This is a genomic window from Pedococcus sp. P1_H8, assembly GCF_056405175.1.
On record NZ_JBFUCP010000004.1, the window covers coordinates 188,276 to 211,368 of the forward strand.

The window sequence follows — 23,093 nt, forward strand, 5'->3', positions numbered from 1 at the left end:
CGCTGTGCGAGCGCCACCCCTGTTTCTGGGAGCGCCCCCGATCGAGAGAACTTCATGACCGAAACCACCGCGGGCACGAGTGCGCCCGACGCCGACCTGCCCGACGCCACCACGCCGGACGCCACCCTTCCCGACGCTCCCGACTCTCCGGTCGCCGCGCCGGCGGAACTGACCTTCGCCGACTTCGACGTCCACCCCGACATCGTCGCCTCGCTGAGCGACGCCGGCATCATCACGCCGTTCCCCATCCAGGCGATGACCCTCCCGGTCGCCCTGGGCGGACACGACATCATCGGCCAGGCCAAGACCGGCACCGGCAAGACGCTCGGCTTCGGCGTCCCGATGCTCAACCGCACGATCGCCCGGGGCGACGACGGCTGGGACACCTTCACGCACGCCGGCAAGCCGCAGGCCCTCGCCGTCGCCCCGACGCGCGAGCTCGCCGTCCAGGTCGCCAGCGACCTCGAGCGCGCGGGCAAGCGCCGCGGCATCCGCGTCCTCACGGTCTACGGTGGCCGCGCGTACGAACCCCAGATCGAGGCGCTCAAGAACGGTGTCGAGATCGTCGTCGGCACACCGGGCCGCCTCATCGACCTGGCCAAGCAGGGCCACCTCGACCTCTCGCACTGCAAGTCCGTCGTGCTCGACGAGGCCGACGAGATGCTCGACCTCGGCTTCCTCCCCGACGTGGAGAAGCTGCTCGCGATGACGTCGCCGGCCCGCCAGACGATGCTGTTCTCGGCCACCATGCCGGGCGCCGTCGTCGCCCTGGCCCGTCGCTACATGAGCCAGCCGACGCACATCCGCGCGATGGGCGACGACCAGGAGAACGCCCACACCGTCAAGGCCGTCGAACAGTTCGTCTACCGCGCCCATGCGATGGACAAGGTCGAGATGCTGGCCCGCATGCTGCAGGCCGAGGGCCGTGGCCTGACCATTATCTTCAGTCGCACCAAGCGCACCGCAGCCAAGGTCGCGGACGACCTGATCGACCGCGGGTTCGCCGCGGCTCCGATCCACGGTGACCTCGGCCAGGGTGCCCGGGAGCAGGCCCTGCGTGCGTTCCGCAACGGCAAGGTCGACATCCTCGTGGCCACGGACGTCGCCGCCCGCGGCATCGACGTCGACAACGTCACGCACGTGATCAACTACCAGTGCCCCGAGGACGAGAAGACCTACCTGCACCGAATCGGTCGCACGGCCCGCGCGGGCAACACCGGCATCGCGGTCACCTTCGTCGACTGGGACGACCTGCCGCGCTGGGGCATGATCAACAAGACCCTCGACCTCGGCATCCCCGAGCCCGAGGAGACCTACTCCTCCTCCGACCACTTCTACGACCAGCTCGACATCCCGCGCACCGCCAAGGGCCGTCTGCCCAAGGCCGCCCAGAAGCTCGCAGGCCTCGGCGCCGAGGTGCTCGAGGACCTCGGCGAGACGGGCAAGTCCGGTGGGCGTCGCCCCGGAGCCGCTGGCTCCGGTCGCGATGGTGGCGGCCGTGGTCGTGACGGCGGCAGTCGCGATGGTGGCAGTCGCGATGGCGGTCGCGGCGGTCGCGACAGCAACCGTGAGGCTGGCCGCGGTGGCGAACGTCGCGCCGAGAGCGCACCGGCCGAGGGCGGCGATGCCGCGGCCAAGCCGCGTCGCAACCGCAACCGTCGCCGCACCCGTGGTGGCGCCGGCGCGGGCGAGGCAACCCAGGCCTGACGCCCCCCGACCACTGACAGACAGGTATGCCGCGCGGCCCCGGCCGCGCGGCACACCTGTCTGTCAGGGTGGTGCCGTCCGTTGGAGGTGCCTGTGCTGGCGACCCGGCACGGTCAGGCCGAGCGGTCGAGGCGCAGGATGTAGTGCAGTGGGTCGTCGACGGGGTTGTCCGGCGCGAGGTCGCCCTCGGCGACCCGGTGGAACCCGACCTTTTCCAGGGCTCGCCACGAGGCGATGTTGGCCGCCACCACGGACACGAGAACCGTTGGAGCGTCGGGGAACTCGTCGAACGCCCGCTCGACGAAGGCAGCGATCATCGCCGTACCCAGGCTCTTGCCGTAGGTGGCCGGGTCACCCAGCAGGTAGTCGATCGTCAGCGCGCCGTCGGGGACCGTGACCAGCGAGGAGAAGTCCGCGAGGTTCTCGGCGTAGTCGCCGACCCGCGAGCGTTGGACGAGCCCGACGGGTCGCCCCTCCACCAGGGCGAGCCAGTCCTCATTGGGTTCGAGCCCGTCGGCGGAGGGCCCGAAGTCACGCTCGACCGCGCCGGCCGACCACTCGTGGTTCCACCACCGGGCCACCGGCGGGGCGGCCAGCCACCGGGCGAGCAGCGGGAAGTCGGCGCGCGTCACGCGCCGGAACTCCACGGCATACCCGCTCATCGGTGGCCGGCCAACGTCCGGGACGTCAGGCGCCGATGGTTGCGGTGTCGATGACGAAGCGGTAGCGCACGTCGGAGCCGACGACACGGTCGTAGGCCTCGTTGACCTGGTCGGCGCTGATCGTCTCGATCTCGGCCGCGATGCCGTGCTCGGCGGCGAAGTCGAGCATCTCCTGGGTCTGCGGGATGCCACCGATGTTGGAGCCGGCCAGGACCTTGCTGCCACCGATGAGCGAGAACGCCTGGAACGAGCTGGGGTCGCTCGGCGCACCGACGTTGACCATGGCGCCGTTCGGACGCAGCAGGGACAGGTACTTGTCGAACGGCAGGTTGGCGCTGACCGTGTTGAGGATGAGGTCGAACTGTCCGCGCAGGTCCTCGAAGGTGGCGTCATCCTTGGTGGACCGGTGGTCGACGGCGCCGAATGCCTTGCTGTCAGCCTCCTTGGCGGTCGACTGGCTGAGCACGGTGACCTCGGCACCCAGGGCTGCGGCGAACTTCACGCCGAGGTGGCCCAGGCCGCCCAGGCCGACGACGGCGACCTTGGTGCCGGGACCTGCACCCCAGCGCTTGAGCGGGTTGTAGGTCGTGATGCCGGCGCACAGCAGCGGTGCGGCGACGTCGAGCCCGAGGGCGTCGGGGATGCGGACGGCGAACCGCTCGCTCACGACGACCTGCTGGCTGTAGCCGCCCATCGTCTCCTCGCCGTCGTAGCCCTTGCCGTTGTAGGTCATGACGGCACCCGCGACGCAGAACTGCTCCTGGCCGTTCTTGCAGAACTCACACTCGCCACAGGAGTCGACCATGCAGCCGACCCCGACGCGGTCCCCGACCTTGTGGCGGGTCACTCCGTCACCGACGGCGGAGACGACACCGGCGATCTCATGGCCGGGGACCATCGGGAAGATCGCGCTTCCCCACTCCTCGCGGACCTGGTGGATGTCGCTGTGGCAGATGCCGGCAAAGGCGATGTCGATGGTGATGTCGTCGTCACGCAGCTCGCGGCGCTCGATCGTCGTGGACGTCAGCGGGGCGCCTGCGGAGGCGGTGGACAGTGCAGCTGTGCGGGACATGATTCTCCTCGGGGTCGGGTTCAGTCACCGTCCATTGACAAGTCGGCTCCGCCCGGGGGTATTCCACGCTCCCACGAGCCCGGCCGAGCCCCCGCCCCGGTTCAGAGCTTCTTGGCCAGCGCGGCTGCGACGTCGCGGTAGGCCTTGGCCCCCTTGGAGGTGCGGGAGGTGGCCAGGATCGACCGCCCGACGGCGGGCGCCTCCGCGAAACGCACCGTCTTGGGGATCGGCGGGTCCAGCACCGGCAGGTCGTAGCGCTGACCGACGTCAGCGAGCACCTCGCGAGCATGGTTGCTGCGACCGTCGAACAGGGTGGGCAGGATGCCCCACACCTCGAGGTCCTTGTTGAGGATCTTCTGCACGTCGGTCACCGTGTCGAGCAGCTGGCCGACCCCGCGGTGGCTGAGCATCTCGCAGGGCATGGGGATGATGAGGCCCTGGCTGGCCGTGAGCGCGTTGAGGGTGAGGACCCCCAGGCTCGGCGAGCAGTCGAGCATGATCACGTCGTACTCGCTGCGCACCTCCTCGAGCACGGTCCGCAGGATGTACTCCCGGCCGGGCCGCGGCAGCAGCTGGGCCTCGGCGCCGGCGAGGTCGATGACGCTGGGCACCAGGTCGACACCGTCATCGCAGGCGACGCGCACGTCGGCGATGCTGGCCCGCCCGAGCAGCACCTCGTTGATCGAGTTCCCCACCTCGTCCGGGTCCACGCCGAGGCTGAAGGTCAGGCAGGCCTGGGCATCGAGGTCGACGAGCAGCACCCGCTTGCCCTGCTCGGCGAAGGCCGCACCGAGGGAGGCGACGGACGTCGTCTTCGCGACGCCGCCCTTCTGGTTGGCCACGGAGACGATCGTGGCCGGTTTCGCGGAGGTCCTGGCCACCAAGGGTCCGCCCTTCTTCTGTGTGATTGCCTCGAGAGTTGCGTATGCCGGTGGGCACAAGTCTGTCAGGTGCGGACCGCAGGCTGTTCGAGGGCCGCCCAGTCGGACTTCTCCGGACCGAACGCCTGACCCGCCGGGCAGTGGGCGCGGAAGTCGCACCACTGGCACAGGGGACCGACGTTGGCCGGGAAGCGGCCCGAGTCGACACCGAACTCGGCGTAGTCCTCCTCGGCCCTGCGCGCGTCCTGGGCGATCGACTCGGCCTCGGCGATCTTGCGCTTGAGCGAGTCGCCGGTGTGCTCGTGGCTGGCGACGGCGCCACTCGGCAGGTGGTGCAGCTCGACCCGCACGCACTTGCGTCGGAACATCTTCCAGGCGGCAGCGGCATAGAGCGCGAGCGGCAATGACGTGCGGGCGTCGTCGTCGGTCGGCGCCCAGCGACTCGTCTTGTAGTCGACGACAGTCAGCTCGCCGCCGCGGTCGTCGAGTCGGTCGATCCGGCCCTGCAGGGTGAAGACGTCGGTCTTCAGCGAGACGGTGCGCTCGATCCCGAGCGGCTGGTGGGCTGGGTCGACGTCGTCGAGGTAGTCGACGACCTGCCGCTGGGCCAGCTCACGCCACTCGCGGGACTGCTCGGCGTCTCGGAACCCGAGGTCGATCCAGGACGACCGCACGAGCTCGGCACCGGCCGCCGGGGTGCGCTGCTCGGTCGGCAGGTCCCACCAGTCGCGCAGGGCGTTGTGCACGGCCACCCCGAACGACGTGTGTCCGCGCTGGGGGCGCGAGGGCGGCGCCGGCCGGTCGAGGTACTGCATGCGGTAGCGCCGCGGGCAGTCGACCCAGGCCAGCAGCTTGCTGGGGCTGGCCCGGAACAGGCGCCGCGGCATACCGCCGAACTCCTCCTGCACGAACTCCCCCGCACTCACCCCGCCCACGTTAGGCGGTGCCGCTGACAAAGGCTCGGATGCTGTCGGCCACCATCTGCACGGCGATCGCGGAGAGCAGCAGGCCGGCGATCCGGGTCACCAGCACGGTGCCGCTGTCCTTGAGCACCCGGTGGACCTGGCTGGCGAAGCGGAAGAAGAGCCACACCACGAACATCGTGGCCACCAGCCCGGCCGCGACGGCCACGTAGTCGCTCACCCCGTCGGCACTCTTGACCTGGAGCATCGTCGCGACGATGGCACCGGGGCCGGCCAGGAGCGGGGTGCCGAGCGGCACGAGCGCGACGTTGACGCCCGCGTCGGCGTGTTGCTCCTGCTCCGACCCCGTCAGCAGCTGGAGCGCCACGAGCAGCAACAGGAGCCCGCCCGCGCCCTGCAGGGCAGGCAGGGAGATGTGGAGGTAGGTGAGGATCTGCTGGCCGAAGACGGCGAACAGGACGATCACTCCGAGCGCCACGAGCGACGCGCGCCGGGCGGCGGCGACCTTCTGCTTCTGGGTCAGTGAACCGGTCAGGGCCAGGAAGATCGGGAGGGCTCCGGGCGGGTCCATGATGACCAGCAGGGTCACGAACACCGAGCCGAACGTCTGGAGGTTGATGATGTCGTTCACGTTCGTCCTGCCCTGACCACGTCGGTGCTGCTGGTTGCCTGTTGCTCGATCTGGGCGAGAACCTCCGGCGACGTGGTGTTCTCGCCGAGGCGGTTCTCCTTGCCCGCGCCGTGGTAGTCGCTCGAGCCCGTGACGAACAGCCCGAGCCGCGCCGCGAGCTCCTCCGCGTGTCGCACCTCAGCGGGCCGGTGGTCGCGGTGGTGGGCCTCGAGCCCGGCGAGGCCGGCCTCCGTCATCTCCTCGATGACGGCGTCGTCGACGGTCCAGCCGCGGCCGTTCGCGAACGGGTGCGCCATCACCGGCACCCCGCCGGCCTCACGGACGAGCTGCACCGCGAGCACCGGATCGGGTGCGTAGTGCGAGACGTAGTAGCGACTGCCGTTGCGCAGCACGTCGGCGAACGCCTCGTCGCGGGTGCGCACGTAGCCGCTGGCGACCAGCGCGTCGGCGATGTGTGGTCGCCCCATCGTCGTGCCGTCGCCCGCCTGCGCCCGCACCTGTTCGATCGTGACCGGTATGCCGTCGGCGGCCATCAGCTCGGCCATCCGGTCGATCCGGGTCACCCTCGACTCCCGCGCCCGCTCCAGCTCGCGGAGCAGCCCCGGAGCCTGCGGGTCCACGAGGTAGCCGAGCAGGTGCACGCTGACGCCCCGGCGTGAGCAGGAGACCTCCACGCCGCGCACCAGGTCCACGCCCACCTCGTGGGCTGCGGCCACGGCGTCCGGCCACCCGGCATACGTGTCGTGGTCGGTGAGGGCGACGACGCCCAGGCCCGCCTCCGCGGCCGAGGCGATGACCTCAGCGGGGGGTTGGGTGCCGTCGCTCGCGGTGGAGTGGGTGTGGAGGTCGATCGGCACGTGCCCAAGGGTAGGGCGTCTGTCGCGGGGCGCCTGACAGCCGCCCCGCTCGTCGCTGTGAGGGAACGCACGCGGCATACCGGTGTCGTGGAGCGGTCCCGGTCGGCAGGATGGGGCCCATGCAATTCGGACGCAGCTACGAGGAGTTCGAGGTCGGTGCGGTCTACAAGCACTGGCCCGGCAAGACGGTGACCGAGTACGACGACCACCTGTTCTGCCTGCTCACCATGAACCACCACCCCCTCCACCTCGACGCGAACTATGCGGAGAACACCACGCAGTTCAAGCGCAACGTGGTGGTCGGCAACTACATCTACTCGTTGCTGCTCGGCATGTCCGTGCCCGACATCTCGGGCAAGGCCATCGCCAACCTCGAGGTCGAGTCGCTGCGCCACGTCGCGCCGACCTTCCACGGCGACACGATCTACGGCCAGACGGAGGTGCTCGACAAGTGGGAGAGCACGTCCAAGGACGACCGGGGCGTCGTGTACGTCGAGACCAAGGGCTACAACCAGGACGGCACGCTCGTCTGCATCTTCCGCCGCAAGGTGATGGTGCCCAAGAACTCCTACCTCGAGGCGCGTGGCGGCGAACAGCCCGGCCGTCCCACGCTCACCGAGCCCGAGCCCAAGGCCTCATCCGGCGGGGCCTGACGCCGCGCGGGGCGGCTCACCACCGGTTCCACGGGTGGCGGGCGCGGTCGACGTCGGCGACGCGAGCGAGGTCCTCCGTGAGGTCGGCCAACCTCCCGTCGGTGACGTCCTCCGCCACGAAGTTCAGGGCGTCGTCGATCGCCCTCCGTGCACACTCGTGCAGTCGGCGACCTTCCTCGGTCGTGGACACGGTGACAGTCCGTTGATCGGGGTAGCCCGGCGCCTTCTCCACCAACCCCTGAGCTGCAAGGTCCCGGACGGCCTGGCTGACCGACTGCGGTGTGATCTTCAGACGGTCGGCAAGGTTGGCGATGGGACAGGGGTCGCAGGCCAGGCCCAGGATGTCGAGCCCGGTCAGCGAGACGTGCGACATCCCTTGGGCGTCCAGGGTGCTGCGCACCAGCCCGTCGACGGCTCGAGAGGCCAGCCTTAGGACGGAAGGCAGGTCGACGACGGCGTCCTCCCTGGCCAGCGCCGCGGCACGCTCCTGCACCGCGAGCTCTTGGCGCTCCTCCCGGTCGTCCGCCTCGGACCAGAATCCTTCGCTCCCATCGCCTTCCTCGCTCACCGCGACAGTCTCTCTGCAGAACGTGAAACCAGCCTTCAGATATCCACAGGCCAGTTTCATGTTCTGAATCGCTGGTGGCCGAGCTCCCCGGTTGCCGGACGGAGCCGGAGGCGTGATCCCGCACACGACCGCCGGTATGCCGCGTGGTCGCCGCCGCACCCGGCTAATGTCTCGACATGGCCGATTTCGTTGGTGCGGTTGACCAGGGAACGACGAGCACGCGGTTCATGGTGTTCGACCACGACGGTGCAGAGGTCGGGCGCCACCAGCTCGAGCACGAGCAGCTCATGCCCCGGGCAGGCTGGGTCGAGCACAACCCGCTCGAGATCTGGGAACGCACCCAGACCGTGATCGGCTCGACGCTGTCGCACCTCAACCTCCAGGCCGGCGACCTGTCCGCGCTCGGCATCACCAACCAGCGCGAGACCACCGTCGTGTGGAACCGCCGCACCGGGCGCCCCCTGCACAACGCGATCGTCTGGCAGGACACCCGCACCGACCGGATCGCCCGGGCCCTCGACCAGTCCGGCCAGGGCGACGTCATCCGCGAGCGTGCCGGCATCCCGCCCGCGGCCTACTTCTCGGCCGGCAAGGTCCAGTGGATCCTCGACAACGTCGACGGGGCCCGGGCGACAGCCGAGAGCGGCGACGCGATCTTCGGCACGATCGACACCTGGCTGCTGTGGAACCTCACCGGCGGCACCGACGGCGGCGTCCACGTCACCGACGTGACCAATGCCAGCCGCACGATGCTGATGGACCTCAGGACCCTCGACTGGGACGACGAGCTGCTCGGCTTCTTCGGCATCCCGCGCTCGATGCTTCCCACGATCCGGCCCAGCTCCGACCCCGGCTTCTACGGCCACACCCTGACGAGCGGCCCACTTGGCGGCGAGGTCCCGCTCGCTGGCGACCTCGGCGACCAGCAGGCCGCGACCGTCGGCCAGGTCTGCTTCGCCCCCGGCGAGGGCAAGAACACCTACGGCACCGGCAACTTCATGATCCTCAACACCGGTGAGGAGATCGTGCGCAGCGAGTCGGGACTGCTCACCACGCTCTGCTACCAGCTCGGCGACGCCAAGCCCGTCTATGCCCTCGAGGGGTCCATCGCCGTCACCGGGTCGGCCGTCCAGTGGCTGCGCGACCAGCTCGGGATCATCTCCGGCGCGGCCGACATCGAGCGGCTCGCCAACCAGGTCAAGGACACCGGCGGCCTCTACTTCGTCCCTGCCTTCTCCGGCCTGTTCGCGCCCTACTGGCGCCCCGACGCCCGTGGCGCGATCGTCGGGATGAGCCGGTTCAACACCAACGCCCACCTGGCGCGGGCCACCCTCGAAGCCATCTGTTACCAGACCCGCGACGTCTCGGACGCCATGACCAAGGACTCGGGCGTCGAGCTCGAGGTGCTCAAGGTCGACGGCGGAGTGACGGCCAACAACCTCTGCATGCAGCTGCAGTCCGACATCCTCGGTGTCCCCGTGTCCCGGCCCGTGGTCGCCGAGACGACCGCGCTCGGCGCGGCCTACGCTGCAGGTCTGGCCACCGGCTTCTGGTCAGGCACCGACGAGCTCCGCGCCAACTGGCAGGAGTCCCAGCGCTGGTCACCGACCTGGTCGGACCAGCAGCGCGCCGACGGGTACGCCGGGTGGCGCAAGGCCGTGGAACGCACCCTGGACTGGGTGGATGTCGACGAGGGGTAGCACGATGGGACTGGCAGGGACGAACACCGCACTCTCACCGCAGGGGCGCGAGCACGCCATCGACGTGCTGGGCAGCGGCGAGGAGCTCGACCTGCTCGTCATCGGCGGCGGCGTGGTCGGGAGCGGCACGGCTCTCGATGCCGTCACCCGCGGCCTGTCCACCGGCCTCATCGAGCAGCGCGACTTCGCCAGCGGCACCTCCTCGCGGTCCAGCAAGCTGATCCACGGCGGTCTGCGCTACCTCGAGATGCTCGACTTCGCCCTCGTCAGGGAGGCCCTGCACGAGCGCGGCCTGCTGCTGACCCGCCTCGCCCCCCACCTGGTCCGCCCGGTCCCGTTCCTCTACCCACTGACGCACCACGTGTGGGAACGCGCCTACGTCGGATCGGGGATCGCTCTCTACGACGCCATGGCGATGAGCTCCGGAAACGGCTCGGCCCTGCCCCACCACCGGCACCTCACGCGTCGTCAGGCACTGCGCCTCATGCCCAGCCTCAAGAGCAGCGCCCTCACCGGTGCGGTGCAGTACTACGACGCCCAGGTCGACGACGCCCGGCACACGATGGAACTCGCGCGCACGGCCGCCAGCTATGGCGCTCACATCGCGAATCGCGTTGCTGCCATTGGCTTCCTGCGTCAAGGCGAGCGCGTCACCGGCGTGCGTGCCATCGACAAGCTGACCGACCGCGAGTTCGAGATCAACGCCAAGCAGATCGTCAACGCGACGGGGGTGTGGACCGACGACACCCAGGCGATGGTCGGCGAGCGCGGACAATTCCACGTCCGCGCCTCCAAGGGCATCCACCTCGTGGTGCCCCGCGACCGCATCCACTCCTCCACCGGCCTGATCCTGCGCACCGAGAAGTCGGTGCTGTTCGTCATCCCGTGGGGCCGACACTGGATCCTCGGCACGACCGACACCGACTGGGCGCTCGACAAGGCCCACCCTGCCGCGACCCGGGTCGACATCGACTACATCCTCGACCACGTCAACCGCGTGCTCGCGACCCCGCTGACCCACGAGGACGTCGAGGGCGTCTATGCAGGGCTGCGACCACTCCTCGCGGGCGAGTCCGAGTCGACGAGCAAGCTCTCGCGGGAGCACGTCGTCACCCACAGCGCCCCGGGCCTGGTCGTCGTCGCCGGCGGCAAGTACACGACCTACCGCGTCATGGCCAAGGACGCCGTCGACGAGGCGGCCCAGGCCATCCCCGGCCGGATCGCCGACTCCACTACCGACACGATCCCCCTGCTCGGCGGTGTCGGCTACCAGGCCGCGTGGAACCAGCGCCAGTCCCTGGCCCGCGCCTCGGGCTTGCACGTCGCGCGGGTCGAGCACCTGCTGCGTCGCTACGGTTCACTGACCCAGGAGATCCTCGACCTCGTCGCCGAGCGACCCGAGCTCAAGGAGCCGCTGGACGGAGCCGAGGACCACCTCAAGGCCGAGGTCGTCTACGCCGCCTCCCACGAGGGCGCCCTGCACCTCACCGACATCCTGACCCGGCGCACCCGCATCTCGATCGAGGCCTGGGACCGCGGCGTCTCCGCCGCCCCGGCCGCGGCCGCCCTCGTCGCTCCCGTCCTCGGCTGGGACGAGGCGCGCACGAAGGAGGAGGTCGACATCTACCTCGGCCGGGTCGAGGCCGAGCGGGTCAGCCAGACGATGCCCGACGACGCGTCGGCCGACGAGGCCCGTCGCAGCGGGCCCGACGGCACCCTCTGACCCCGTTCGCGCCCCTTCGAGACAGGTTGGACATACTTTGAACATTGCAGGTCAGACGGTTAGCGTGGGAGATCCTCGCAGCTGAGTCCATCCGATCGCCCCCGCGAAGGAGGGTCCGCGTGCCCCCGACGAGCATGGTGTGGTTGCGCCGGGACCTGCGCAGGGGCGACCTCCCCGCCCTCGGGGCCGCGCACGATGCCGCGGGACAGGGCGAGGTGGCCGTGGTGTTCGTGCTCGACCCGGCGCTGTGGCGAGGCGCGGGAGACGCACGCCGCGCTTGGCTGGCCAAGAGCCTCCAGGCCGCCGACGCGGCATACGAGGGGCGGCTGTGTGTGCGGGAGGGTGATCCCGTGACGGTGCTCCCGCAGCTGGCGCACGAGGTCGGCGCCGGTTCGGTGCACGTCTCCCGCGAGACCACGCCGGCGGGGCGACGGCGCGACGGCGCGGTCACTGCCGCGCTCGCCGACGTGGGTGTCGACTGGGTCGAGACCGGTTCCCCGTATGCCGTGGGGCCGGGTTCGGTGGTCAACGGCGAGGGGGCTCCCTACAAGGTCTTCACGCCGTTCTCACGTGCTTGGCGCGACCACGGCTGGCCGGCGCCGGCGACCGAACCGAAGGGACTGCGGTTGGCGCAGGTGCGCTCCGACCAGTCGGCCCTGCGCACGCTGAAGGCGGCACGCGAGGCCGCAGACCTCCCGAGCCTGCCCGAAGCCGGCGAAGACGCAGCGCTGCGACGCTGGGCGGACTTCCGCGACGGCGCCCTTGCCGACTACGGCACCGACCGGGACCGGGCCGACCTCGACGGGGTCTCACGTCTCTCGCCCTACCTCAAGATCGGAGCCGTCCACCCGCGCACGCTGCTCGCAGACCTGGCGGACGGGCGCCGCCACCTCGGCGACGGGGCGGAGCGGTTCGCCACCGAGCTGGCCTGGCGCGAGTTCTACGCCGACGTCCTGTGGCACCACCCGTCCTCGGCGTGGCACGACCTGCGCACACCCTTGTCAGGGATGGACTACGACGAGTCCGGGGACGGGGTCGAGGCGTGGCGCGAAGGACGCACGGGCTACCCCGTCGTGGACGCCGCGATGCGCCAGCTGCTCGCGGAGGGCTGGATGCACAACCGCATGCGGATGGTCACGGCCAGCTTCCTCACCAAGGACCTGCACGTCTGGTGGCCGGTCGGGGCCAGGCACTTCCTGGACCACCTCATCGACGGCGACATCGCCTCCAACAACCATGGCTGGCAGTGGGTGGCCGGCACCGGCACCGATGCCTCCCCCTACTTCCGGGTGTTCAACCCGGTGACGCAGGGCCTGCGCTTCGACCCCCACGGCGACTACGTCCGGCGCTACGTCCCCGAGCTCGCGCACCTGTCGGGCAAGGTCGCCCACGAGCCCTGGAAGCACGCCGAGGGCTACGCCCACGGCTACCCCGAGCGCATCGTCGACCACGCCGAGGAACGCCGCGAGGCGCTGCGTCGATACGACGCGGCACGCGCATGACCGGGCCTGCGACCTCCCACCCGGGTCACGGCCTCAACCCCGTCCGGGAGGTCCGTGACTTCGTCCGGGCCGCTCTGGTCCAACCTGTCGCCCGCGACCACACCGAGAGCGACTCGGCCTTCCGCCGCCGTCGCCTGGTCGCGCTGGTCACCCTTGTCGTCGGGGCGGTCGTCCTCGGGTTCGCGTTGCGGATCCAGCCCGGCGACCCGATGTTCTACGTGGCCACGCTCGGCCTCGCCGGCGTCTGGACCGCCGGCGCGCTGGCGTCCGGCCCCCTCCACCTCGGGCGAGCGCACACCCGCGCCGGAGGGGAGGACGCCCGGCCCATCGTCCAGTCCTTCGCTCTCGGCGCGCTGCTGCTCGTCGTGTTCCTTGCCGGTGCGGCCGTCGTCGCCCACGTCCCGGCCCTGCGCGACCCGGTGGAGCACCTGCTCGACCACGCACGCCTGGGGCCGCTGGCCCTCGTCACCCTGCTCACGGCGGTCAACGGCGTGGCCGAGGAGCTCTACTTCCGCGGCGCCCTCTACTCCGCCGTCGGGCGGCGTCATGCGGTGGCGACCACCACGGTGGTCTACGCGCTCACCACGGCCGGGGCCGGCATACCGCTGCTCGTCCTCGCTGCCGCGCTCCTCGGCCTGGTCACGGCCCTCCAGCGCCGGGTCACCGGCGGCATCCTCGGCCCGGTGATCACGCACCTGACGTGGTCGCTGGGGATGCTCTTCCTCCTGCCCGCCGTCCTGTCCACCGGAAGCTGAGCCCATGACCTCCCCGACCTCCCCGACCTCCCGCACCGCCCTCGTCACCGGCGCCACCGGCTACATCGGCGGCGTCCTCGTCCCTGCCCTGCTCGACGCCGGCTGGTCGGTGCGCGTCCTCACGCGGAGCAGCGCCGGCCTCGAGCGTCGCGGCTGGCGCGATGACGTCGACGTCATCGAGGGCGACGCCACCTCACCCGACGACCTCGCTCGGGCGCTCGACGGGGCCGAGGTGGCCTACTACCTGCTGCACTCGATGGACGGTCAGGGCAGCTTCGTCCAGCGCGACCGGACGATGGCCCAGGCCTTCGCGGCGGCCGCGGCCGACGCGGGCACCCACCGGATCGTCTACCTCAGCGGGCTGCACCCGCAGGGCGACCTGTCCGAGCACCTCGCCTCCCGTGTCGAGGTCGGCGAGATCTTCCTCGACGCCCCCGTGCCGGCCGCGGTGCTGCAGGCCGGGGTCGTGCTCGGCGACGGCTCGGCGTCCTTCGACATGCTGCGTCACCTCACGGAACGACTGCCGGCCATGGTGGCTCCAAGGTGGGTCGACAACCGCATCCAGCCGATCGCCGTGGACGACGTCGTCCACTACCTCGTGGGAGCCGCCGACCTGCCGTCCGAGACGAACCGGACGTTCGACATCGGCGGCGCAGAGGTGCTGACCTACGCAGAGATGATGCAGCGCTATGCCCAGATCGCGGGCATCGGGCGCCGTCTCATCGTCTCCGTCCCGGTCCTGACACCGCGGCTGGCCGGGTTGTGGGTCGGCCTCGTCACGCCGATCTCGCCGGGCATCGCGCGTCCCCTCGTCGGCAGCCTGGTCCATGACGCGGTCTGCCACGAGGACGACGTCCTGACGGCGATCGGCCCACCGCCCGGCGGGCTGACCGGCTACGACGCCTCCGTCCGGGCGGCCCTGCGCACGGTGGACCCGCTGCACTGGCGGCACACAGCCCGGCGCACGGCCGCCACGGTCGCCGCCGGCGCATTCGTCCTGGGCACCACCGCCCTCACCACCCGCCGTGCTCGTCGAAACCCCAGGAGCTCCTGATGCCCACCGTCCAGCGCACCGTCGCCACGTCTGCCACGCCTGCCCAGGTCCTGCCCTACCTGCTCGACTTCGAGAACGCCGTCGAGTGGGACTACGGCACGGTCAGCTGCGAGCGGCTCTCAGGAGACGGGTCGCCGGGCACCAGCTGGCACAACGTGTCGACGTTCGCCGGGCGGACCGTGGACCTCGACTACACGCTCGAGAGCGTCTCGGACAACAGCTTCGTCATCGTGGGCCGCAACGAGACCACGACGAGCCGCGACACCATCACGGTGGTCCCGGACGGCTCCGGGTCCTCGGTGGACTACCAGGCGGAGTTCTCCTTCACCGGGCTCGGCCGGTGGCTCTGGCCGGTGGCGATGCCGTTGCTCAACAAGCTCGGCAACGACACCGCCGGCACCCTGAAGACGGCCCTGGACAGGCTGTAGAAGAGATGCCCAGGCTCCGGAAGGTCTCGCCCCGGTCGAAGGGGTGGACGCGGCGGCGTGCCGGCAAGGGCTTCGTCTACCTCGACGAGTCGGGTGCCCGCCTGAGCCAGGCCGACACCGAAAGGATCCGGTCGCTGGCAATCCCGCCGGCCTGGACCGACGTGTGGATCTGCCCGCTCCCCCAGGGCCACATCCAGGCGCTGGGCACCGACGTCGCCGGACGCCGCCAGTACCTCTACCACCCTGCCTGGAGGCTCAAGCGGGACCAGGCGAAGTTCGAGCGGATCACCGAGGTGGCCCACCACCTGCCGGTCGCGAGGCGGCAGGTCAGCCGGGACCTGGAGGCAGACGGCATGCCCACGGCCCGGGCAGCAGCCACCGCCGTCCGACTGCTCGACCTCGGCTACTTCCGGATCGGCGGCGACACCTACGCCGAGGACAACGGCTCGTTCGGCCTCACCACCCTCGAACGGCACCACGTGCGGGCCAGGTCGGGACGCCTGGTCTTCGACTTCGTCGGCAAATCGGGCATCGAGCACACCATCGAGATCGACGACGGCCAGGCGATCGCGGCCCTCGACGCGATGCGCAAGCGGCGGACCGACAGCGATCGGCTGCTCGCCCACCGTGACGGTCGCCGCTGGGTCGACCTCACCGCCGCGGACGTCAACGACTACCTCGCCGAACTGCTCGGCGGCGACTTCACCGCGAAGGACTTCCGCACGTGGCACGCGACGGTGCTGGCGGCGTCAGCGCTGGCCGAGAGCGACGAGCCGGGTGACACCAAGGCCTCGCGGCAGCGGGCGGTCAAGGGTGCCGTCACCGAGGTCTCGGGCTACCTCGGCAACACCCCGACCATCGCCAAGAACTCCTACATCGATCCCCGCGTCATCGACCAGTACGAGTCGGGCAGCACGATCACGGTGGCCCTCAAGAAGTACCGGAGCCCCGAGCGTCGTCGCGCCGCCGCGGAGAAGGCCCTCCTGGCGATGCTCGACAACGCCTGACGCACCAAGCGTGAGGACGCCCCCGAGGTGCGATCCGAGGTGCCACCCGAGGCGCCGCGACCGGGCAGGCTGCGACGCGGCATACCCGCGTGGCACGATGGCGACGTGAGCGAAGAGCAGAAGACGCCCGAGAACCGCGCCCGCCCCACCACCGACGAGTTCCGTGCGTTCGTCGCCGAGGACTGGGCGCCGCGGGTCCCCGCCGCCGCCGACCTCAGCGAGGCCGCGAGGTATGCCGCGGCGCGGCGCGACACCGTCAGCGCGGCCTTCGCGGGCGACCGCCTGGTCATCCCCGCCGGGGGCCTGAAGGTCCGCAGCAACGACACCGACTACGTGTTCCGGCCGCACACGGCGTTCGCCCACCTGACCGGGCTCGGCGGCGACCGCGAGCCGGACGCCGTCCTCGTGCTGGAGCCCCGCGACGACGGCACCCACGAGGCGATCCTGTACTTCCGCCCGCTCGCCGGTCGCGACACCGACGAGTTCTTCGCCGACACCCGCTACGGCGAGTTCTGGGTCGGCGCGCGACCGACCATCGAGGACATCGAGACCGAGCTCGGCCTGACCGGACGCCACATCGACGAGTTCGCCGACGCGGCGGTCAAGGACTCGGGCGAGGTGACGGTGCGGATGGTGCGCGACGCCGACCGCGACCTGACCCGCGAGCTCGACGCGGCACGCACCGCCGAGGCGACCGAGCAGGACGACCTCACCCAGGCCGACGACGAGCTCGCCCACTTCCTCTCGCACCTGCGTCTCACCAAGGACGAGTGGGAGGTCGAGGAGATGCGCAAGGCCGTCGAGGCGACCCACCACGGGTTCGAGGCCGTCATCGCCGACCTGCCCGAAGCGCTTGCCAACGGCCGCGGCGAGCGCTGGGTCGAGGGCGTCTTCGGCCTCACCGCCCGGCACGAGGGCAATGGCGTCGGCTACGACTCGATCTGCGCCGCCGGCGACCACGCCACGACGCTGCACTGGATCAAGAACACCGGCGAGCTCCGCGCTGGCGACCTCATCCTGCTCGACGCCGGCGTCGAGGTGGAGTCGCTCTTCACCGCCGACATCACCCGCACCCTCCCCGCCAACGGCACCTTCTCCGACGCGCAGCGCGAGGTCTACGACGCCGTGTATGCCGCGCAGGAGGCCGGCCTCGCGGCGGTGAAGCCGGGCAACAAGTTCTCGGACGTCCACGCGGCCGCGATCAGGGTCATCGCCGAACACCTGCACGCCTGGGGCCTACTGCCGGAAGGGGTTTCGGTCGAGGACACCCTCGACAAGGACCACGGCCAGTACCACCGGCGCTGGATGGTGCACGGGACCAGCCACCACCTGGGGCTCGACGTGCACGACTGCGCCCTGGCCACCCGCGAGGAGTACATGGACGCCGACCTGGAGCCCGGCATGGTCCTCACGGTCGAGCCCGGCCTCTACTTCAAGGCCGACGACCTCAAGGTGCCGGAACGGTTCCGCGGTATCGGGGTGCGGATCGAGGACGACGTGCTGGTGACCACCGACGGCCACGAGAACCTTTCGGCCGCCATGCCGCGCACGTCGAGCGACGTGGAGGCGTGGATCCGCCAGGTCCAGTCGCACTGAGGAGGTGGGTCAGCGGCGGTCGACGACGTCGAGGGTGAGGGCCTTGTCGACGCCGGCTGCCTGACCGCCCCAGCCGAGGATCATGCCGATCAGCTCGGCCGGCTTGGGGAACGCGTCGGGCAGGGCCGCGTTGTAGGCTTGGTGCGCCTCGAGTGACGCCACCGCCTGGCCGAAGTGGTCGCCCACGTCGACGTAGTGGGTGGCCGTCGGCGAGCCGGCGAAGCAGAGCCGCTTGACGTTCCAGGGCTCGAAACCCTCGTCGACCAGCTCCGGGAAGATCCAGCGGTTCCCGGCGTCGGCGACGGCGTCGACGCTGGCCAGCCCGACTGCGCGGTGGTCGGCCTGGTTGAGCATCCCCTGGACGAACCGGTCACCGTAGTGGCCGGTGATCACGACATCCGGCTTGCGCCGACGGATCTCGCGCGAGATGTCGCGACGCAGGGCCAGGCCGTACTCGACGTTGCCGTCGCGGTGGTCGCCGAAGTCCACCTCGGTCACGCCGACGATCGCGGCACCGTCGCGCTCCTCCTGCTCGCGGACCCCGGCGGCCTCGTCGGGGTGCATGGTGTCGATCCCGGCCTCACCACGGGTCAGCAGGAAGTAGGTCACCGTCTTGCCGGCCGCGGTCCACTTGGCCACGGCGGCGGCGGTGCCGTACTCGATGTCGTCCGGGTGCGCCACGACGCACAGCACCGACGAGAAGTCGTCGCCGAACTCGGCGAGAGCGGGCTTGTCCCCAGCAGGCTCAGTCATGCACAGAGGGTATGCCGCGTGGCCGCGACCGCGTACTGCGTTCGTCGGAGCGCGACGCGGGGCGAAAGCGCGTCCGAAGGTGCCGAGGGGGCTCGGCCGACCTGATCTGCGCCTGGACCAGCGGCTGGTGCGATGTGGGGAAAACGAAATGCGCCTGACGAAACCGTCAGGCGCATTTCGCTTTTCTGGACATCAACCCGAGGGGCGGCCAGCTCAGTGCCTGTCCGACCGTGGAGAGCACTCCAGAGTCAGTGCGCCACGGTCGCACGGCGGTGCAGCGCGCCGCGGTCCTGAACGTCCACTCCGCCACGGTGCAGGGTGACGAGTCCGTCGGCCACCAGCGCCTGGAGCACCCGGTTGGTCGTCGCCCGGGAAGCACCGCAGAGCTCACCGATCTCGGTCTGGGTGAGGGGGATCCGGACCGGGCGCCCGTTCGCGACAGGGCCGTACTGCTCGCAGAGCCCGTCGAGACGACGCAGCACCCGCTGGTCGGCGGGGAGGTACAACGCCTCCACGAGGTGGTCGGACAACCGCAGCACCCGCTCCGCCAGCACGTCGACGAGAAGTCTCTCCACGCCCGGGTGCGCCGCGCGCAGCCGGGCGAACTCGGCATACCGGAGGGTCAGAGTCACCGCCGGCTCCAGGGCAGCGACGGTGGACGTGCGCCGTGCCTGCGCCGAGAGCATCGCCATCTCGCCAAATGCTTCTCCGGGTCCCATGACGGCGAACGTGGCGTTGTCACCCGCCGCCGTGGTGCGTCGCGCGACGAGGCGACCCTCCGCGACGAAGTGGAGGGACTCCGCGAGGTCGCCCTCGTGGAACACGACCTCTCCCGTGCGGTAGCGGTGCCGCTGGGTGCCCGAGATGACGAGCCGGCGCTCCTGCTCCGACAGACCCCCCAGCAGCCGCCACTCCATGCGTTCAGTGCAGCACGGGTCGGCCCCCTGTGTCATCGGCGGCACACAGAGGGCGTGCCGCCGCCCACAGACCGTCCGGCCCGCCGACGGGAGGGTTGAGGTGTCCCGCAGGGGGCGGCCGGCTCACCGGCCACGAACGAGGGAGGACCCCATGAGCACCATCGCCCGCCACCGTCCTGACATCGCCCACCACCACCCGACCGTGCGACGGGTCGGCGCCCGGTGGGTGTGGGAGTGCCGCTGCGGTGGCGCCTCCCGACGTACCGCGACCGAGCGGACCAGCTGGCACCACGTCGTCATCGAGGCTCTGCTCCACGCCACGGCCATCGCGCCGTGACCCGCTGACAGCCCCCTGACCGCCCCCAGGGGAAATGCCGGGGCGGTCAGGTGGGCACAGGGTCCGCGCGCAGCGCGGCGCGAGCCTCCTCCAGGAGCGCGCCCTCGGCGGCCGCGTAGAGGCGGTCCGCTGCGGCCGGGGACTCCCCGATCGCGGTCATCCCCACCCTCCCGTAGGCCGTCAGGGCGCTCATCATGTGGAAGACGACTCCCGTCTGTCGCGCCTGGTCGAAGTGCAGCCCGGCGCGAGCTATGAGGTCGAACAGGTCGTCGACGCGCAGCCCGCGCAGGCTCGGGTCCTGCAGGTGGTCCGTCGCCACGAGGTGTCGCTCCTCGCCGCTGGGCGTGAGGAACCGCGCCTCCTCGGCGTCGTACCGGCCATCGGTGAGGAACTGCAGGGTGAGGAAGGGGTGCGTCGTCCCGCCCTTGCGCAGGTTCACCTCGATGGCGTGCGCCGTCCACGAGTCACCCTCGCGCACCGTCACGAAGTCGAGGGCGAACCGGCCCAGCACACCCTTCTCGGCCAACAGGTCGCCGACCCGCTGGGCATCCTGCGTGATGAGCCCTGCGTACTCCGGGTCTGCGGGGAAGCGGCAGCCGAGGTAGGACTGCCCGCTGGGGCCACCGAGGATCTGGTCGTGGGTCGACAGCAGCTCGACCTCACCGAGCGGAGTGACCCTGAGCTGGACGCTCGGGCTGCGCAGCTCGTCGCCGGCGATGCGTTCCTCGACGATCCCGCCGCGCTCGAGGAGCTTGGCGAGGTAGGCGTCCACCGAGATCCGGGTGTCCTCCAGCTCCATCTCGTCGATTCGACGAGCCAGCTCTGCAGCCTCGTCAGCGGCCCCCACCGGGGGGAGTCCGTCGAGTCGCACGAGCGCGTTGCCCGCGCCGGAGACGCCCTCGTTGAGCTTGACCATCGCACCGGTCGCATTCGGTCGGTCGTGGCGCAGGGACCGCAGCGCGGCTTCGACGTCCGCGCGCGAGTGCAGGTCCTCGTACCCTGCGGGATAGGACACACCGGCCTCACCGAAGAGGCGGCGGCAGCCCGTCTTGGTCCCGAGGGGGAAGAGCCGCGGATCCGCGCCATACATGGGGATTCCCAGGACGAGCGCGAGGTCACGTTCGAGCTCGGTCGTGTTGTAGGGGATCAGGTGCGACCGCAACCGGTTCGGGACGAGCGCCCTGATCTGCGCGAGCACGCGGGGCCGGGCCAGGAGCTTCTCGGTCAGCGGCTCTGCGCCGGTGTCGCCGACGGCGACGAGGGACAGCCGCGCCCTGGCGTGGCTCGGGATCACGCCCGGCAGCAGCGACAGGTAGTACTCCACGACCATCGGGTTGATCGGCATCGAGGTGACGTAGACCATGCGCAACCGGGGCTGGCGCAGCAACAGCAGGAGGAACAGGAAGCGCTCCTCCAGGGCCTGGTTCATGCCGCCCGAGCTCGCGACCACCCGGTCCACCGTCATCGAGGGGATGACCACCACTGACTCGTCCGCCGCATTGGTCCCGATCGCCCGCCAGACCTCGGGCATCCGGGCCTGGAGGGCGTCGAAGGCGTCGTTCCGAGCCGCGTCGTCGAGTTCGTCGAGGGTGCGACCGACTACCGTCCCCTCGGCTGCAGTGCGGTCAGCTGCGGCGTGGTCGTCCAGGTCTGTGGTGCTCGTCATTGCGCTACCTCCGCGCTCGTCAGTCCGAGGATCTCGTGGGCGTCCACGGGGCGGCTGAAGCCCCGCAGCGCCAGTGGCCCCACGCTCCGGCTCGTCGCCGCAGCCCCGGCGCCGGTCAGGACGCGCCGGGTCACCAGGATCTGGCCGGCCGCCGCCTCCGAGCACAGCCGCGCGGCGAGGTTGGTGACGGTCCCGATCGCTGCGTAGTCGTACCGCCCGGGGAAGCCGACGCGGCCGAGGGTCGCGTACCCCTGCGCGATGCCCACCCCGAAGCCCAGGTCGTGACCGCGCTTGCGCCACGCCTCGGCCAGCTCGGTCACGCGCTCCCGCATGGCAACGGCCATCCGGACGGCGCGCTCCGGCGCATCCGGGCAGGGAACCGGATCGTTGAAGAAGACCAGCAACCCGTCTCCGGCGAAGTGCTCGAGCGTTCCCTCGTACGCGAAGACCAGCTCCCCGAGGGCCAGGTGGTACTCCCTCAGGACGGCCATCGTCTCCTCCGGCTCGGCGGTCTCCGCGAACGGCGTGAAGCCGCGCAGGTCCGTGAACACCGCGGTGATCTCGCACCGGTGGCTCTGCAGGAACGACTCATCGCCGCTGTCGACGACCAGCCCGGCGACCTGGGGCGACAGGAACCGCCGCAGTCGCCCGAACCGCTCGAGCTCCTCCACCTGGGCGCTCACGCGGGCCTCCAGCTCACGGTTCCAGGACGCGAGCGCCTCGGCCTGAGCGGTCACGGTGTCGTGGTAGCGCTTGACCCGAACGAGGGAGCGGACCCGGGCCAGCAGCTCGGGCTGGTCCAGGGGTTTGGTGATGAAGTCGTCGGCGCCGGCCTCGAGGGCACGCAACCGCTCCGCGTCGCCACTGGCGGTGACCATCACCACGGGGAGAAAGGACGTGGCGGGATCGGAGCGGATGCGTCGACACGTCTCGTAGCCGTCCATTCCCGGCATCATCACGTCGAGGAGGATCACGTCAGGCAGGTGTGCGGCGATCAGCTCCAACGCCTCCTCGCCCGAGCTGGCACCCACCACCGTGTACCCGCGCGGCGAGAGCACCGCGTCCATGAGGCGCACGTTCTGGGGGAGGTCGTCGACCACCAGCACCGTGCCGCCGACGTCAGTCATGGGGAGGTCCTCCCGCCCGGCCGGCGCGCAGGTGACTGCGCACCTGGTCGGGGAACTCACGCACGCTGATCGGCTTCTCGAGATAGCCGTCGAACCCTGTCGACAGGGCATGCTCGCGATCCGCCCGCATCGCGAAGGCGGTGAGGGCCACGACGGGGATGTCCGCCGTGCGTGGATCGTCCCTCAGCCGGCCCAGCGCCGTCTGACCACTGATCCCGGGCAGCTGGAGATCCATCAGGATGAGGTCGGGCAGGGTCCGGGTTGCCTCGCTGACGGCCTCCTCCCCCGTCGTGGCGACGGTCACCGTGAACCCGGCGAACTCCAGGACGTCGCGCGCCAGCTTCAGGTTGCGCGGGTTGTCCTCGACGAGCAGCACCGTTCCCTCGCTCATCCCGTTCCCCTGATCAGCTGGAAAGCATCGACCGACTGCACGGGGTCGACGGGGACGTCGGCTGACCGGGCCATGGGGGTCTCCCGTCAAGAGCCGGGCTGCGAGACAGCGGTGCGGATGCCTCTAGCAGTGTGCTCCCCGGAGCGCGGACTTGCCTACGGTTGATTGCGTATGCCGCGCGCC

The 23,093-nt window shown here is 70.7% G+C and carries 23 protein-coding genes; 11 read left to right on the forward strand and 12 right to left on the reverse strand.

The window, feature by feature from the left end; all coding sequences use genetic code 11:
- Window positions 1-54 precede the first annotated feature (54 nt).
- The gene (locus AC1DYG_RS06275; protein WP_477639028.1) at window positions 55-1,707 is read left to right on the forward strand and encodes a DEAD/DEAH box helicase; all 1,653 of its coding nucleotides are present in this window, start codon (window positions 55-57) and stop codon (window positions 1,705-1,707) included.
- Between the two features lie 113 nt (window positions 1,708-1,820).
- Here the strand turns inward: AC1DYG_RS06275 and AC1DYG_RS06280 are convergent, their stop codons facing one another.
- From AC1DYG_RS06280 to AC1DYG_RS06305, 6 genes are all read right to left on the reverse strand, one after another.
- Entirely contained in the window at window positions 1,821-2,369 is a 549-nt protein-coding gene (locus AC1DYG_RS06280; protein ID WP_477639029.1) for a GNAT family N-acetyltransferase, read from the reverse strand.
- Between the two features lie 25 nt (window positions 2,370-2,394).
- Window positions 2,395-3,441 carry an NAD(P)-dependent alcohol dehydrogenase gene (locus AC1DYG_RS06285; RefSeq protein WP_477639030.1) on the reverse strand — a complete coding sequence of 349 codons (1,047 nt, stop codon included), beginning with the start codon at window positions 3,439-3,441 and terminating at the stop codon, window positions 2,395-2,397.
- A gap of 101 nt (window positions 3,442-3,542) precedes the next feature.
- Window positions 3,543-4,283: a ParA family protein gene (locus tag AC1DYG_RS06290; protein ID WP_477639031.1), complete on the reverse strand. Its 741-nt coding sequence runs from the start codon at window positions 4,281-4,283 to the stop codon at window positions 3,543-3,545.
- Between the two features lie 104 nt (window positions 4,284-4,387).
- On the reverse strand, window positions 4,388-5,248 hold the full coding sequence (locus AC1DYG_RS06295; RefSeq protein WP_477639032.1) for a RecB family exonuclease: 861 nt from the start codon (window positions 5,246-5,248) through the stop codon (window positions 4,388-4,390).
- A gap of 10 nt (window positions 5,249-5,258) precedes the next feature.
- On the reverse strand, window positions 5,259-5,876 hold the full coding sequence (locus AC1DYG_RS06300) for a MarC family protein (RefSeq protein ID WP_477639033.1): 618 nt from the start codon (window positions 5,874-5,876) through the stop codon (window positions 5,259-5,261).
- Window positions 5,873-6,733 carry a PHP domain-containing protein gene (locus tag AC1DYG_RS06305; RefSeq protein WP_477639034.1) on the reverse strand — a complete coding sequence of 287 codons (861 nt, stop codon included), beginning with the start codon at window positions 6,731-6,733 and terminating at the stop codon, window positions 5,873-5,875. Before AC1DYG_RS06305 ends, AC1DYG_RS06300 begins: the two co-directional genes overlap by 4 nt.
- Before the next feature lie 119 nt (window positions 6,734-6,852).
- On the opposite strand from AC1DYG_RS06305, the gene AC1DYG_RS06310 reads away from it, so the two are divergent.
- Complete coding sequence (locus AC1DYG_RS06310; protein WP_477639035.1) at window positions 6,853-7,386, forward strand: MaoC family dehydratase; 534 nt, start codon at window positions 6,853-6,855, stop codon at window positions 7,384-7,386.
- A gap of 16 nt (window positions 7,387-7,402) precedes the next feature.
- On the opposite strand, the gene AC1DYG_RS06315 is transcribed toward AC1DYG_RS06310, so the two are convergent.
- Window positions 7,403-7,954, reverse strand: coding sequence for a MarR family winged helix-turn-helix transcriptional regulator (locus tag AC1DYG_RS06315; RefSeq protein WP_477639036.1), 552 nt, complete (start codon window positions 7,952-7,954; stop codon window positions 7,403-7,405).
- 176 nt (window positions 7,955-8,130) lie between these two features.
- Between AC1DYG_RS06315 and glpK the strand changes: the two genes are divergently transcribed.
- The 8 genes from glpK to AC1DYG_RS06355 all read left to right on the forward strand — a co-directional run bounded on the left by glpK (window position 8,131) and on the right by AC1DYG_RS06355 (window position 17,719).
- The gene (glpK, locus tag AC1DYG_RS06320) at window positions 8,131-9,654 is read left to right on the forward strand and encodes a glycerol kinase GlpK (RefSeq protein WP_477639037.1); all 1,524 of its coding nucleotides are present in this window, start codon (window positions 8,131-8,133) and stop codon (window positions 9,652-9,654) included.
- The gene (locus tag AC1DYG_RS06325) at window positions 9,638-11,377 is read left to right on the forward strand and encodes a glycerol-3-phosphate dehydrogenase/oxidase (protein WP_477639038.1); all 1,740 of its coding nucleotides are present in this window, start codon (window positions 9,638-9,640) and stop codon (window positions 11,375-11,377) included. The genes glpK and AC1DYG_RS06325 overlap by 17 nt, the downstream gene beginning before the upstream one ends.
- 134 nt (window positions 11,378-11,511) lie before the next feature.
- Window positions 11,512-12,879, forward strand: a complete 1,368-nt coding sequence (locus AC1DYG_RS06330) for a cryptochrome/photolyase family protein (RefSeq protein WP_477639475.1) — start codon at window positions 11,512-11,514, stop codon at window positions 12,877-12,879.
- Window positions 12,876-13,634 (forward strand): CPBP family glutamic-type intramembrane protease, encoded by a 759-nt coding sequence (locus AC1DYG_RS06335; protein WP_477639039.1) that lies wholly within the window; start codon window positions 12,876-12,878, stop codon window positions 13,632-13,634. The genes AC1DYG_RS06330 and AC1DYG_RS06335 overlap by 4 nt, the downstream gene beginning before the upstream one ends.
- A 4-nt stretch (window positions 13,635-13,638) precedes the next feature.
- Window positions 13,639-14,688, forward strand: a complete 1,050-nt coding sequence (locus AC1DYG_RS06340; protein ID WP_477639040.1) for an NAD(P)H-binding protein — start codon at window positions 13,639-13,641, stop codon at window positions 14,686-14,688.
- Complete coding sequence (locus AC1DYG_RS06345; protein WP_477639041.1) at window positions 14,688-15,116, forward strand: SRPBCC family protein; 429 nt, start codon at window positions 14,688-14,690, stop codon at window positions 15,114-15,116. The genes AC1DYG_RS06340 and AC1DYG_RS06345 overlap by 1 nt, the downstream gene beginning before the upstream one ends.
- A gap of 5 nt (window positions 15,117-15,121) precedes the next feature.
- The gene (locus AC1DYG_RS06350; RefSeq protein WP_477639042.1) at window positions 15,122-16,123 is read left to right on the forward strand and encodes a DNA topoisomerase IB; all 1,002 of its coding nucleotides are present in this window, start codon (window positions 15,122-15,124) and stop codon (window positions 16,121-16,123) included.
- 105 nt (window positions 16,124-16,228) lie between these two features.
- Window positions 16,229-17,719 carry an aminopeptidase P family protein gene (locus AC1DYG_RS06355; protein ID WP_477639043.1) on the forward strand — a complete coding sequence of 497 codons (1,491 nt, stop codon included), beginning with the start codon at window positions 16,229-16,231 and terminating at the stop codon, window positions 17,717-17,719.
- A 9-nt stretch (window positions 17,720-17,728) separates the two neighbouring features.
- On the opposite strand, the gene AC1DYG_RS06360 is transcribed toward AC1DYG_RS06355, so the two are convergent.
- Together AC1DYG_RS06360 and AC1DYG_RS06365 are read right to left on the reverse strand one after the other, a co-directional pair.
- On the reverse strand, window positions 17,729-18,472 hold the full coding sequence (locus AC1DYG_RS06360) for a PIG-L deacetylase family protein (RefSeq protein WP_477639044.1): 744 nt from the start codon (window positions 18,470-18,472) through the stop codon (window positions 17,729-17,731).
- A 248-nt stretch (window positions 18,473-18,720) separates the two neighbouring features.
- On the reverse strand, window positions 18,721-19,389 hold the full coding sequence (locus AC1DYG_RS06365) for a Crp/Fnr family transcriptional regulator (RefSeq protein ID WP_477639045.1): 669 nt from the start codon (window positions 19,387-19,389) through the stop codon (window positions 18,721-18,723).
- Between the two features lie 151 nt (window positions 19,390-19,540).
- On the opposite strand from AC1DYG_RS06365, the gene AC1DYG_RS06370 reads away from it, so the two are divergent.
- Entirely contained in the window at window positions 19,541-19,726 is a 186-nt protein-coding gene (locus AC1DYG_RS06370) for a hypothetical protein (protein ID WP_477639046.1), read from the forward strand.
- 46 nt (window positions 19,727-19,772) lie between these two features.
- Here AC1DYG_RS06370 and AC1DYG_RS06375 read toward each other — a convergent pair whose 3' ends face one another.
- The 3 genes from AC1DYG_RS06375 to AC1DYG_RS06385 are packed head-to-tail and all read right to left on the reverse strand — an operon-like array spanning window position 19,773 to window position 22,910.
- Window positions 19,773-21,392 carry a peptide ligase PGM1-related protein gene (locus AC1DYG_RS06375; RefSeq protein WP_477639047.1) on the reverse strand — a complete coding sequence of 540 codons (1,620 nt, stop codon included), beginning with the start codon at window positions 21,390-21,392 and terminating at the stop codon, window positions 19,773-19,775.
- Window positions 21,389-22,519, reverse strand: a complete 1,131-nt coding sequence (locus AC1DYG_RS06380) for an adenylate/guanylate cyclase domain-containing protein (RefSeq protein WP_477639048.1) — start codon at window positions 22,517-22,519, stop codon at window positions 21,389-21,391. Before AC1DYG_RS06380 ends, AC1DYG_RS06375 begins: the two co-directional genes overlap by 4 nt.
- Window positions 22,512-22,910 (reverse strand): response regulator, encoded by a 399-nt coding sequence (locus AC1DYG_RS06385; RefSeq protein WP_477639049.1) that lies wholly within the window; start codon window positions 22,908-22,910, stop codon window positions 22,512-22,514. The genes AC1DYG_RS06380 and AC1DYG_RS06385 overlap by 8 nt, the downstream gene beginning before the upstream one ends.
- Window positions 22,911-23,093 lie beyond the last annotated feature (183 nt).

What these genes read in the sequence shown, in the direction of transcription:
- AC1DYG_RS06275 (WP_477639028.1), top strand. Translation starts at nt 55, where the DNA reads ATGACCGAAACCACCGCGGGCACGAGTGCGCCCGACGCCGACCTGCCC.
- AC1DYG_RS06280 (WP_477639029.1), bottom strand. Translation starts at nt 2,369, where the DNA reads ATGAGCGGGTATGCCGTGGAGTTCCGGCGCGTGACGCGCGCCGACTTC.
- AC1DYG_RS06285 (WP_477639030.1), bottom strand. Translation starts at nt 3,441, where the DNA reads ATGTCCCGCACAGCTGCACTGTCCACCGCCTCCGCAGGCGCCCCGCTG.
- AC1DYG_RS06310 (WP_477639035.1), top strand. Translation starts at nt 6,853, where the DNA reads ATGCAATTCGGACGCAGCTACGAGGAGTTCGAGGTCGGTGCGGTCTAC.
- glpK (WP_477639037.1), top strand. Translation starts at nt 8,131, where the DNA reads ATGGCCGATTTCGTTGGTGCGGTTGACCAGGGAACGACGAGCACGCGG.
- AC1DYG_RS06325 (WP_477639038.1), top strand. Translation starts at nt 9,638, where the DNA reads ATGTCGACGAGGGGTAGCACGATGGGACTGGCAGGGACGAACACCGCA.
- AC1DYG_RS06330 (WP_477639475.1), top strand. Translation starts at nt 11,512, where the DNA reads ATGGTGTGGTTGCGCCGGGACCTGCGCAGGGGCGACCTCCCCGCCCTC.
- AC1DYG_RS06335 (WP_477639039.1), top strand. Translation starts at nt 12,876, where the DNA reads ATGACCGGGCCTGCGACCTCCCACCCGGGTCACGGCCTCAACCCCGTC.
- AC1DYG_RS06340 (WP_477639040.1), top strand. Translation starts at nt 13,639, where the DNA reads ATGACCTCCCCGACCTCCCCGACCTCCCGCACCGCCCTCGTCACCGGC.
- AC1DYG_RS06345 (WP_477639041.1), top strand. Translation starts at nt 14,688, where the DNA reads ATGCCCACCGTCCAGCGCACCGTCGCCACGTCTGCCACGCCTGCCCAG.
- AC1DYG_RS06350 (WP_477639042.1), top strand. Translation starts at nt 15,122, where the DNA reads ATGCCCAGGCTCCGGAAGGTCTCGCCCCGGTCGAAGGGGTGGACGCGG.
- AC1DYG_RS06360 (WP_477639044.1), bottom strand. Translation starts at nt 18,472, where the DNA reads ATGACTGAGCCTGCTGGGGACAAGCCCGCTCTCGCCGAGTTCGGCGAC.
- AC1DYG_RS06365 (WP_477639045.1), bottom strand. Translation starts at nt 19,389, where the DNA reads ATGGAGTGGCGGCTGCTGGGGGGTCTGTCGGAGCAGGAGCGCCGGCTC.
- AC1DYG_RS06370 (WP_477639046.1), top strand. Translation starts at nt 19,541, where the DNA reads ATGAGCACCATCGCCCGCCACCGTCCTGACATCGCCCACCACCACCCG.
- AC1DYG_RS06375 (WP_477639047.1), bottom strand. Translation starts at nt 21,392, where the DNA reads ATGACGAGCACCACAGACCTGGACGACCACGCCGCAGCTGACCGCACT.
- AC1DYG_RS06380 (WP_477639048.1), bottom strand. Translation starts at nt 22,519, where the DNA reads ATGACTGACGTCGGCGGCACGGTGCTGGTGGTCGACGACCTCCCCCAG.
- AC1DYG_RS06385 (WP_477639049.1), bottom strand. Translation starts at nt 22,910, where the DNA reads ATGAGCGAGGGAACGGTGCTGCTCGTCGAGGACAACCCGCGCAACCTG.